Source organism: Pantanalinema sp., assembly GCA_036704125.1.
Classification (GTDB): domain Bacteria; phylum Cyanobacteriota; class Sericytochromatia; order S15B-MN24; family UBA4093; genus JAGIBK01.
In genome coordinates, this window is record DATNQI010000013.1 from 21,220 (window position 1) to 30,927 (window position 9,708).

The 9,708-nt window shown below is 68.9% G+C and carries 11 protein-coding genes; 10 read left to right on the plus strand and 1 reads right to left on the minus strand.

Annotated features, from left to right (window positions below; translation table 11 throughout):
* Positions 1 to 9 precede the first annotated feature (9 nt).
* The 7 genes from V6D00_01765 to V6D00_01795 all read left to right on the plus strand — a co-directional run bounded on the left by V6D00_01765 (position 10) and on the right by V6D00_01795 (position 5,788).
* Positions 10 to 1,164, plus strand: coding sequence for a FlgO family outer membrane protein (locus V6D00_01765; GenBank protein HEY9897883.1), 1,155 nt, complete (start codon positions 10 to 12; stop codon positions 1,162 to 1,164).
* 17 nt (positions 1,165 to 1,181) lie between these two features.
* On the plus strand, positions 1,182 to 2,027 hold the full coding sequence (locus tag V6D00_01770) for a MotA/TolQ/ExbB proton channel family protein (GenBank protein ID HEY9897884.1): 846 nt from the start codon (positions 1,182 to 1,184) through the stop codon (positions 2,025 to 2,027).
* A 9-nt stretch (positions 2,028 to 2,036) separates the two neighbouring features.
* Complete coding sequence (locus tag V6D00_01775; GenBank protein HEY9897885.1) at positions 2,037 to 2,789, plus strand: flagellar motor protein MotB; 753 nt, start codon at positions 2,037 to 2,039, stop codon at positions 2,787 to 2,789.
* Between the two features lie 77 nt (positions 2,790 to 2,866).
* Positions 2,867 to 3,289, plus strand: coding sequence for a hypothetical protein (locus tag V6D00_01780; GenBank protein ID HEY9897886.1), 423 nt, complete (start codon positions 2,867 to 2,869; stop codon positions 3,287 to 3,289).
* A 101-nt stretch (positions 3,290 to 3,390) separates the two neighbouring features.
* Positions 3,391 to 3,678 (plus strand): hypothetical protein, encoded by a 288-nt coding sequence (locus V6D00_01785; protein ID HEY9897887.1) that lies wholly within the window; start codon positions 3,391 to 3,393, stop codon positions 3,676 to 3,678.
* 112 nt (positions 3,679 to 3,790) lie between these two features.
* Positions 3,791 to 4,861 (plus strand): hypothetical protein, encoded by a 1,071-nt coding sequence (locus V6D00_01790; protein ID HEY9897888.1) that lies wholly within the window; start codon positions 3,791 to 3,793, stop codon positions 4,859 to 4,861.
* Positions 4,862 to 4,954: 93 nt separating this feature from the next.
* A complete protein-coding gene (locus V6D00_01795) occupies positions 4,955 to 5,788 on the plus strand; it encodes a hypothetical protein (protein ID HEY9897889.1) in 834 nt (277 codons plus the stop codon).
* An 8-nt stretch (positions 5,789 to 5,796) separates the two neighbouring features.
* Here the strand turns inward: V6D00_01795 and V6D00_01800 are convergent, their stop codons facing one another.
* Positions 5,797 to 7,278: a DASS family sodium-coupled anion symporter gene (locus V6D00_01800; GenBank protein ID HEY9897890.1), complete on the minus strand. Its 1,482-nt coding sequence runs from the start codon at positions 7,276 to 7,278 to the stop codon at positions 5,797 to 5,799.
* Between the two features lie 134 nt (positions 7,279 to 7,412).
* Between V6D00_01800 and V6D00_01805 the strand changes: the two genes are divergently transcribed.
* The 3 genes from V6D00_01805 to V6D00_01815 are packed head-to-tail and all read left to right on the plus strand — an operon-like array spanning position 7,413 to position 9,538.
* On the plus strand, positions 7,413 to 8,009 hold the full coding sequence (locus V6D00_01805) for a GAF domain-containing protein (GenBank protein HEY9897891.1): 597 nt from the start codon (positions 7,413 to 7,415) through the stop codon (positions 8,007 to 8,009).
* A 30-nt stretch (positions 8,010 to 8,039) separates the two neighbouring features.
* Complete coding sequence (locus V6D00_01810; protein ID HEY9897892.1) at positions 8,040 to 8,813, plus strand: DUF4931 domain-containing protein; 774 nt, start codon at positions 8,040 to 8,042, stop codon at positions 8,811 to 8,813.
* Entirely contained in the window at positions 8,810 to 9,538 is a 729-nt protein-coding gene (locus V6D00_01815) for an energy transducer TonB (GenBank protein HEY9897893.1), read from the plus strand. Before V6D00_01810 ends, V6D00_01815 begins: the two co-directional genes overlap by 4 nt.
* Positions 9,539 to 9,708: the final 170 nt, after the last annotated feature.

A 9,708-nucleotide genomic window follows, 5' to 3' on the forward strand; every position in this document is an offset into this window, starting at 1 on the left:
AAGGCCCCCATGAGCAAGATCCTGTCCGTCGCCCTCGCCGCCGTGGTGGGGATCGCGGCGTGCCCCCCCGCCCTCTCTGCCCCCAAGGATCCCGCCAAGCCGATCGCGGCGCTGACCGAGATCCTCTCGGACCCGCAGGCGATCCTGCGGGTCATCCCGGCGCTGCCCGACTCGATCACCCGGGTCGACCCCACCGCGGTGCGCCTCTTCATGTACAACGAGCGCAAGCGTGAGGAGACCGAGGCGCTCGCGACCGTGGTCGAGAACCGCCTGAGCGAGGAGCTGCTGCGCCTTCACCGCTTCAAGGTGATCGAGGCCCGCGAGGCCAAGACCCTGCGCGTCGAGTCGAGCAGCACCAACTTCCAGCTCAGCAACACCATCGAGTCGCTGGCGCGCATGCGCGCCATCGGCCAGTCGGTGGGCGCCGACGCCATCCTCATGTACGCCCCTCAGATCCAGGACCGGATGGTGCTCGTCAACGCCAAGCTGGTCCGGGTGGGCGACGGCGAGATCCTCTGGACCGAGCGCTTCGCCTACAACTTCGACCTCCAGCGCGCCGAGCGCGAGGCCCAGGCCCAGGCCGAGGAAGCCTCGAAGCTCGAGGCCGAGCGCCGGCGCGTCTCCTTGGAGCGGCGCACCCGCGACAACGGCCTCTACGCCTACACCGGCATGACGGGCTACGCCATGCGGCGGCGCTCGGCCGCGGCCGGCACCTCCGACGAGGTCTCGCCGGCGGGCCTTAGCGTCGGCTTCATGGGCCTTCGCAACATGGGCTTCGCCGAGAACGCGGCCTTCGGCGTGGACCTCCAGATCGACCAGATGGGCTCGGTCAACCCCAAGCTGAGCCTTCCGATGGTCACCCTCTCGCCCCTCTTCCTGCTGCGCCTCGACCCGCTCTTCGTCAAGGGCGAGAACGACGGGGTCTTCAACCTCTACTTCGGCCCGGGCGAGACCTTCATCTTCCAGGCGCCGCAGCTGAGCTACCAGTTCACGGGCAAGGCCGGCCTGATGGTCCGCTTCACGCCCGACATGTTCCTCAACCTGGGGGCCGTCTACGTGCCCCAGCAGGAGGTGGGCTTCCAGGCGGTGCCCGGCCTGGACGGCACGGTCAAGGACTTCGGCGGGCTGACCTACCAGGTCACCTTCGGCCTGGCCTTCAAGTAGCAAGAAGGATTATCGCGATGCCCATGATCTCCGTCTCCACCCTGCTCGGCATCGTCCTGGGCTTCGGCCTGTGCATCTGGGCCATCATGTCGGCGACCAAGGACTACCACATCTTCTTCCACCTGGAGTCCTTCGCCATCGTCATCGGCGGGACGCTCGCGACCACCCTGATCGGCTACCGGACCCGCTACGTCCTGCGCGCCCTGGCGGGGCTGGGGCAGATCTTCGTGATGCAGCCGATCCAGCCCATGACCCTGCACGACGACATCAAGCTGATGGTCGAGTGGGCGGGGCTCAACCAGCGGGGGCTGAGCGCGGTGGAGGACGACTTCGCCGCGCGCAAGGCCGACGACCCCTTCCTCAAGTTCGCCGTCGACCTGCTGCTGAACGGTTACAAGGAGGCGGATCTGCGCCTCTTTCTGGGCGACATGATCGAGTCCAGCTTCAACCGCCGACTGGTCCACGCCAACATCCTCAACCAGATGGGCGCCCAGGGCCCCGCCTTCGGCATGGTCGGCACCCTGGTCGGCCTCGTCATCATGCTGAGCAACATGGGCTCGGACCCCGCCGCCATCGGCCCGGCCATGGCCATGGCCATGCTCGCGACCCTCTACGGCGTCGTGTTCGCCCGGCTGGTCTTCATGCCGGCCGCGAGCAAGCTCCAGCAGATCCTCGAGATCGAGAAGTTCCGCCGCTACATGCAGCTCGAGGGGGTCGTCATGCTCAGCGAGAAGCGCGCGCCGAGCTACGTCCAGGACCGCCTCAACGCCCTGGTGGACCCCGGCTACCAGTACTTCAAGGAGGGCGACGCCCGCGCCCCGCAGAAGAAGGGGACCGCTCCCCTCCAGCTCGGCAAGCGGTAGGCCAGGGCCATGGCGAACCCTATCGGCCAGAACAAGAGCCCCTTCGGCCCCAAGGGGGGCGGCCACGCCCTGAAGGAGGACGAGAGCTGGCTGCTGACCTACGCCGACACCATCACCAACCTGATGGCCCTCTTCATCCTGATGCTCTCGGTCTCGACCATCAACCCGGCGGCCTTCGAGCAGGTGCAGTCCAAGCTCAAGAAGCAGTTCTCGGGCAAGGAGGCCCCCAAGCCCATCGAGCAGATCGAGAAGCAGATCGAGAAGATCATCCAGGACAAGCACCTCGAGAAGCAGGTGGAGGTCTCGCGCGACGGCAAGGGGGTCGTGATCGAGTTCGCCTCGTCGGCGGTCTTCCAGCTGGGCCAGGCCGACCTCCAGCCGGCCATCAAGGGGGCTTTCGGCCAGATCGCCCGCGAGATCAAGGCCAAGGACTACCGCAACTACACCATCGAGATCGAGGGCCACACCGACGACACCCCGATCCGGACCCCCGAGTTCCCTTCCAACTGGGAGCTCTCGAGCCGCCGTGCCACCAACGTCGTGCGCTTCATGATCGACCAGGACGTCGAGAAGCAGCGCCTGAAGGCCGCGGGCTACGCCGACATCTTCCCCAAGATGCCGAACCGGGACGCCCAGGGCCGCGCGATCGCAGCCAACCAGGCCAAGAACCGCCGCATCGTGATGCGCCTGGTGCCCGGCCTGCGCACCACCGACGTGAGGACCATCCCCGAACCAGGCAAGCAGACCTCTGCGGGGCACTAGGTTCGTTGGCCCCATGGGCCTAACGCTCGCTTTCTCGAATCACCGACCATGCCCTCCCGGTAGGACCGGGAGGGCTGATGCGTCACTGGATCCGGGGCTTGCCCCTCTTCATCGCCGTGGCGCTCTGCGCCGCCCCCGCGCGCGCCGAGGTGCGCGTCACCTTCGGGCTCGGCGCCACCTTCGGATCGACCGAGAGCGGCCCGCGCTGGACGATCGCGAGCGTGCCGGTCGGCAACGACAAGCTCCAGCACTTCGTGGCGGGGCTTGCGATCGCCTGGATGCTATCCGCGGCCGGCTACGACCCGGGCGCGGCCCTCATCGGGGCAGGCTGCGCCGGCGCCCTCAAGGAGGCGCGTGATGCGGGGATGCTGCCGGGGCTCGGCCGGGGCGACGTCGAGGTCGCGGACTTCGCCTGGACCTTCGCCGGGGGCATGGCCTACCTCGGCCTGCAGCGCATGCGCGAGCGCCCCGCGGCACCATGGTCGCTTCACAATAATTAGGGCCCTCGCAGGGGCGTCCCTCACGGAGCATGGGGGCGACTTATGCTACGCTCAGAACAGGCAGGGAGGCGTCTGCCGTCGTCGCGTACGGAGTTGGATCGGTGCAACAAGAAGCCTCGATTTCGCAGGTCATCTACGAAGTCTATCGCACGGGCCATTTGGCCAGCCAGGAGATCACCCTGAGGAACGACCTCGGAGAGGACTACCTGGCGGAGCTCGAGAGCAGCCTGCGCAAGGAAGGCTACAAGATCCTCGCCCGCGAGCCCTTCCGCATGGTGTACGGGGCCCCCGACGAGGAGTTCCGCATCACCATCAAGCCGGTCGTCACCGTCTCCGTCGACCTGATGGACAACCTGGTGATCCGCACCTTCCCCGACGAGGGAATGTAGGCCTTCGGCCAGATCGCATCAACAACTTCGGCCAGCCTGATCCTCGCTCGCGTGCTAAGTTGGAGGCCCTACGCGCCTTCGACGTCGCAAGCGAGGTGGTCTCGTCATGCCCATGCGCCGCATGCTTCTACGCATGTCCCGGGCGGCCACGATCCTCGCGATCGCGGGTTGCACCCAGCGCGCGCTGCCTGACGCCGGCCTGATCGCGCCCCCGAGCGCGATCCCCGTCGTCGAGGCCCCACCCGGGCCGGCGCCCCCTGCACCCGGGGCGATCCCCGTCCCGCTCGATCCATGCCGCTTCATCGCCTTCACCGCCTGCCGCGAAAACCGGGGCAAGGCCTTCGGCGGCCTCTTCCTGTGGGACGAGGCCGTCCAGGACATCTACCTGCTCGGCGGGGCGCTGGCGGGCCTTCCGCTCGATGACGACTGCGACGGGCTGGACGCCCTCTGTCCGCGCGCCCTGATCGACGGCCGGGTGCTGTTCAGCCTGGGGGGGACGATCTACCTGTGGGAGCCCCTGACCGAGACGCGTGCCACCGTCGCCCTCGACGCCCGCGCCGACCACGGCGGCCCCCGCGCCCGCATCAGCATGGACGGCCGGCTCTTGGCCTACGTGAGCCACAAGGGCACCGTCGTCCTCAAGGAGACCGACGGCGCCTACTTCACCAAGACGCGCGAGCTCACCAAGATCGCCGCCGAGGCCGAGGCCCGCTCCCGCTCGGGAGGGGACGGGGTGATCGAGGACCTGGATCTCTCGGGCGACGGGCGGTGGCTGGTGCTCGTCCTCGACGGCATCCTCTACCTCTACGACGTCCTGAGCACCCGCCTCGCCCAGCTCCTGCCTCTTGGCGGCGAAGCCCTCGCGCTCGACGGCGGTAGGCTTTTGGAGGTCGCGATCTCCCTGGACGGTCGCTTCATCGCCTTCGTCGCCGGCGCGCGGCTCCTGGTGCTCGATCGCGCGAGCGGCATGCTCGACGCGGTCCCGTACGCCAACCTCGGCCTCGGCCTGGACGCGCAAGTGAACTGCCCGGCGGTCCCCCGCTTCTGCGGCGACGGGCGCGGCCTGCTGTTCGCGCTCGTGGCGGGCGGCCGGCGCTGGATCCTGAAGTACGACGTCATCGACGAGACCCTGCGCGGCATGACCCTCCTCAACAACGCCCTGGGCGCCCTGCCCCGGGTTTAAAGCCTTCGGCGAAAAGCTTCACCCACCTTTAAGAGAGAGATTCCCCCGGACCGGGAATAGAACCCTTGTCTGCTGTGAGAGGGTCCCCCCCGCATGAACGTCTCCTCCTTCTCCACCACCCTCACCCTGTCCCGCACGCCCCGCCCCGCCCAGGAGGCGAAGCCGGCGGCGACGGCGGAGCGCGCCGCCGAGAAGCCGCGCAGCGTCATCGACAACCTGGTGACCACCAACAAGGCCATGGTCGAGCAGATCGGCGAGGATGTGGCGAGCGTGGTCTCGAACCCGGTGGGCGCCCTCAAGACCATGGTCCAGGGCATGTTCCATCCCCTGCTGCACCCGGTGGAGACCGTGCGCGAAGCCGTCGAGGGCATCAAGGCGGAGCCGGTGAAAGGCACCGTCGAGGCTTTCTCGACCGCCACCGGCGTCGCCTTCGTGGGCTCGGTGGTCCTGACGGCCCTCGCCGTCCTCGCCGCGCCCCTGACGGGCGGCGCGAGCCTCGCGGTGGCCTCGGGGGCGATGGCCTTCGGCAACGTGATCGCCTACGCCTGCATCGCGGCCAACACCGTGGGCATCCTCATGCACCAGGTGCGCGGCGCCATGGCCGACACCGAGGAGGAAGCCAAGCAGGAAGGCAAGGACATGGCGGCCTACGTCGAGGACCAGGCCCTGCTCGCCGCCACCTGGGTGCTGGGCGACGCGGCCCAGGCCAAGTTCTTCCCCGACAAGCCCAACCTCCCGGGCCTCAAGGCCCGCCCCGCGAACGGCTGGCTCCTCAACAACGGCATCGGCATGACGGGGGTCTACGACGAGCCCCCCGAACAGCAGGCCGCCGCCGCGCCGCGCCGGGACAACGGCAAGAGCGATCGCCTCGAGCTCTCCATCGGGGCGAAGCAATCCTTCGGCGCCCCCCGGAGCTCCTTGGCCTGAGCGCGGACTTATAGCCCGCCCGGCTTCACCCCCATGAGGGGGAACGCGATGCCGAAGCAGGCGACCAGAACCAGCACCAGCCCGATGAGGTTGAGCCAGGCGCCCGCCTTGGTGATCTGCGGCACCGTGACGTGGCCGGTGGCGAGCGCCAGCGCATTCGGCGGCGTGGCGGCAGGGAGCATGAAGCCCAGCGAGGTGGCGAGCGCGACCGGGAGCATGAGGTAGAGGGGGCCCTCGCCGAGACTCACGGCCAAAGGACCCGCCAGCGGCAGCAAGAGCGCGGCGGTGGCCGTGTTGGAGGCGAACTCCGAGAGCAGCACGCAGACGGCGCAGACCAGCACGACGAGCGCGAGGCCCGGGACGTCCCCCATCCCGCCGACTCCCTTGATCAGAAGGGCGTCGAGACCGGTCGCCCGGATGCCGTCCGCCAGGCACATCCCTCCGCCGAACAGCAGGATGATGTCCCAGGGAATCTTGCCGCCCGTCTCCCAGTCGAGGGCGAAGCGCACGGGGCGCAAGGCGAGAGGCACCATGAAGAGGGCGAGAGCGCCCGCCATGGCGACGGTGCCGTCGCCGATCCCGGGCAGCCACCGGTCGAGGCCCACCGTCACGCCCCAGAAGGTGCGAGACTCCCGGAAGATCCAGCCGAGGGCCGTCAGGAGGAAGACGGCCCCCACGAACCACTCCTCGCGCCGAACGGGCCCGAGCTCCCGTCGCTGGGCGACGATCGCCTCGCGCCCGACCGAGAGGCGATCGCCCCTCAGCGGGAAGAGGAAGACGGTCAGGAGGACCCAGGCGATCGCCGTGAAGACGATCACCAGCGGGACCCCCATCATCATCCAGGCGCCGAAATCGATGCTCACCTGGTAGAGGCGCTGCGCCGTGCTTATCAGGAGCAGGTTGGGGGTCGAGCCGATCGGAGTGCCCATGCCGCCCACGGTGGCGGCCGTGGAGATGCCGAGGACCATCGCCGCCCTGAAGGCGCCTGCCTCCGAGGGGGCGAGTTTCAGGACGGAGAGGCCGATGGGCATCATCAGGAGGGCGGCGGCCGTGTTGGAGACCCACATCGAGAGAAAGGCCGTCGCGGCCATCAACCCGGCGACCAGGCGTCGCTGCGAGGTGCCCAGCCATCCGAGGATCCCGAGGGCGAGGCGGCCATGCAGCCCCCAGCGCTCGATCCCGTTGGCCAGCACGAAGCCGCCGATGAAGAGGAAGACCATGTCGTTGGCGTAGGCCCCCGCGGCCTCGGCGGGCGAGAGGATGCCCAGCGCGGGCAGGAGCACGATGGGCAGCAGGGCGGTGGCGGCCAGGGGCACCTGGGCGCCGACCCAGAGGATCGCCATGGTGACGCTCAGGGCGGCGACCGCGCGCATCCCGGGGGTCATCCCGCCCGGAGCGGGCCCCCACAGCAGCAGCGCGAGCACCGGGAGGATCGAAAGGCGGCCCATCCACCCCAGGATCCCCCGCGCATTGACCAAGATTCCAGCCACGGCACATCTCCCACCGGACCAAGCGGCCCTCGGGCCATGGTACCTCATGACGGCCTCCTGCGCCGATCTTGCCATTGACCCGCCGAACCGACGGTCGTAACATGACGGCGAGCAGCAGACGGAAGGAGGCGCTCATGATCAACGCCGTCGAGTTCATCCACCCCATCGACCGCGAGCGCCTGCACGGCACCGGGGATCCCTGCGACCCGCGCCACGACTTCTCGCCGGAGGTGCAGGGCCTGATCGACGAGCTCTCCGCGATGCTCCGGGCGGCCAAGACCTCGGACGAGGCCTTCGAGCTGCTCGTCGATCACCTGGGGCCCCTGCTCCCCTTCGACCGCATCGCCTTCTCCGTGATCGACCCGGCCACCCAGACCCTCGCGGCGAACCGCCTCCTCTCCAACCACCCCGTCGTGTGGCACTCCGAGGGGGTCCACCTGGACTGGGGCTCGAGCCTCGGGCCGCTGATGAGCGAGGGAGCGATCCGGATCATCCACGACCTCAAGCACTACCAGCGCCTCCGGCCGTCCTCCGAGGCGACCAGGGCCCTGCTCCAGGAGGGGATGCGCAGCAGCCTGGCGGTCCCGCTCTACCACGACGGGGAGCCCCTGGGGTTCCTCTTCCTCACGAGCGCGGCCCCCGAGGCCTACACGACGCAGCACGCGGGGGTGGCCATCGCGCTGGCGCCGGTCATGGGTCAGGCACTCGGAAAGCCCCCCGAGGAGTTGTAAAGAACGCCGAGGCTCGGTAAGATCGTCGCCATGGCCCGGAAGACGCATCTTTGCTTCGATTCGCACATCGGGCGCCTCAAGCCGGAGAACATCCGCAACCGTGAGGCGTCCTGCCCGCTGTGCGATCGCGACCAGCTCTCCGAGATCCTGGCCGAAGAGGGCCCGATCATCTGGGTCAAGAACAAGTTTCCCGTCCTGAAGGAGGCCTTCCAGACGGTGCTCATCGAGACGGACGCGTGCGAGGCGGAGCTCTCGGAGTACGACCCCGCGCACCTGCACCGGCTCTTTCGCTTCGGCGTCGATCGCTGGCGCGAGATGATCGACAGCGGCGAATATGCCTCGGTCCTCTTCTACAAGAACCACGGCCCCAGCTCGGGCGGCAGCCTGCGGCATCCCCACATGCAGATCGTGGGCCTGAACGACATCGACTACCGCGACCGGCTGTCCGAGGCGCACTTCGAGGGGATCTCGATCCGCGAGGAGGAGGGGGTCTCGTTCAACCTCTCGACCCAGCCGCGCATGGGCTTCTTCGAGTTCAACGTGCTGTTGCATGAGCTGCACGACCTGAACGCCCTCGATCGGATGGCCGACCTGGTCCAGATGGCGACGCACCACGTCCTGAACCACTTCCACTACCCCTGCAACAGCTACAACCTCTTCTTCTACGAGCGCGGTCCGGGGATCGCGGTCAAGGTCGTGCCCCGCTTCGTCGTCTCGCCCCTCTTCGTGGGCTTTTCGATCCCGCAGGTGTCCAACCGGCTCGAAGAGGTGGCCGCCGATATCCGGCATCACCACTTCAGATGAGGCCGGCATCTCGGGGATCGTGGGCGCTTCTCGCGTCGATCGTCCTGCACGGAGGCGGCCTGTGGGCAGGCTTCCACGGCCTGACCCCGAGCAGCGTCTCCCCGCACGCGATCATCCCCGTGGTGCTTCGCGACCTTCCCCAGGCTCCGGTCCCCAGGCCCCAGCGCCCCGAGCCGCCCGCAGAGCGCCCTCGGTCCACGCCGGTTCAAGCGCGGACGGTGGCGCCGCCCAGGCCGGCTCGCCAACCCGCCATGCGGCCATCGACCCGTTCAAGTGCGCCCGCGTCGGCCTCGGCGCCCGTCCAGCTCGCCGGCGAGGCAGTCCCAAGCGACGCCGGGCCGGAGGCCCAGCTCGCCGCGGCCTCGCCGTCCTGTGATTGCGCCGAGGCCACGGGAAGCCCCCCGATCGCAGCGGCCGCCGAGGCGGCCCTCGCGTCCAACGAGACGTACCTGGGCTTGGTCCTCGCCATGATCGAGGGGCAGGTCGAGTACCCCATGCAGGCGCGCCGCATGGGATGGGCGGGCAAGAGCGTCGTGCGATGTGCCGTCGCGCGCGACGGGGCCATCGAGGGGGTTGAGGTTCAGACCTCCTCCGGCTACGGGCTGCTCGATGCGGCCGCCGTCCGCGCCATCCAGCGCTTGCGCCATTTCCCGCCGCTGCCGGAGGCGATCGCGGGCGAGAAGGTGCTCTTCAGCGTCCCCGTGACGTTCCGCCTGGCCAACTGATCCGACAAGTCAATCAAAACTGAGACCAGCATCTGCCATGTCTTCCCCGCCCCCCGGTGGGGCAGGGTCAGGGGTGGGGGGATACGATCAAGTTCCTTATGCCCCGGGTGGGGACTCGGAACGTTTGGATCCCCCCACCCCCAGCCCCGCCCCAGCGGGGGGCGGGGGGT

Coding starts and splice junctions, on each gene's coding strand:
- V6D00_01765 (HEY9897883.1), top strand. CDS start 10: ATGAGCAAGATCCTGTCCGTCGCCCTCGCCGCCGTGGTGGGGATCGCG.
- V6D00_01815 (HEY9897893.1), top strand. CDS start 8,810: ATGAGGCCGGCATCTCGGGGATCGTGGGCGCTTCTCGCGTCGATCGTC.
- V6D00_01770 (HEY9897884.1), top strand. CDS start 1,182: ATGCCCATGATCTCCGTCTCCACCCTGCTCGGCATCGTCCTGGGCTTC.
- V6D00_01780 (HEY9897886.1), top strand. CDS start 2,867: ATGCGTCACTGGATCCGGGGCTTGCCCCTCTTCATCGCCGTGGCGCTC.
- V6D00_01795 (HEY9897889.1), top strand. CDS start 4,955: ATGAACGTCTCCTCCTTCTCCACCACCCTCACCCTGTCCCGCACGCCC.
- V6D00_01790 (HEY9897888.1), top strand. CDS start 3,791: ATGCGCCGCATGCTTCTACGCATGTCCCGGGCGGCCACGATCCTCGCG.
- V6D00_01810 (HEY9897892.1), top strand. CDS start 8,040: ATGGCCCGGAAGACGCATCTTTGCTTCGATTCGCACATCGGGCGCCTC.
- V6D00_01775 (HEY9897885.1), top strand. CDS start 2,037: ATGGCGAACCCTATCGGCCAGAACAAGAGCCCCTTCGGCCCCAAGGGG.
- V6D00_01805 (HEY9897891.1), top strand. CDS start 7,413: ATGATCAACGCCGTCGAGTTCATCCACCCCATCGACCGCGAGCGCCTG.